General features: G+C 48.2%; 1 protein-coding gene. It reads left to right on the top strand.

What is annotated here, in order from left to right; genetic code table 11:
- Window positions 1-106: 106 nt before the first annotated feature.
- A partial coding sequence (locus ACO0LF_RS31470; protein WP_423021342.1) for a helix-turn-helix domain-containing protein occupies window positions 107-475 on the top strand: 369 nt, incomplete at its 3' end.

Genomic DNA, 475 nt, shown 5'->3' with positions numbered 1-475 from the left:
TGTTGATTTGCACTGAAAATTGACCCACTTTGCTGGATAAATTGCATCTAAAATTGACCCACGTTTAGCACACAATCCTACTTATCTTGATGAGTAGGGAGCAGGAGTGATTGACGTGGCATTACTAGGTATTATTCGACGCTGGCACATTCGTGACCAGATTCCATTACGGGAGATCGCCAGACGACTGGGCATCTCTCGCAACACTGTCCGGCGCTATCTTCGCTCTGAAGTCACTGAGCCTGCCTATGCAGAACGACAAACAGCCAGTGCCATCGATAAATATGCATTACAGCTGTCAAGCTGGCTTAAAACCGAAGCTGGCAAGAATCGTAAGCAGCGACGAAGCTTGAAACAACTTCATCTGGATCTGAAAGAACTGGGATTTGAAGGGTCGTATGACCGGGTGGCCGCCTTCGCCAGGAAGTGGAAGGTGGATCAAACTGACAGGGTCAATTCAGCTAGCAAACGCACA

The sequence above is a fragment of the Undibacterium sp. Di27W genome (assembly GCF_049340345.1).
Classification (GTDB): domain Bacteria; phylum Pseudomonadota; class Gammaproteobacteria; order Burkholderiales; family Burkholderiaceae_D; genus Undibacterium.
Note: the sequence above shows the minus strand (reverse complement) of the source record. Positions and strands in the feature narration are given on the sequence as shown.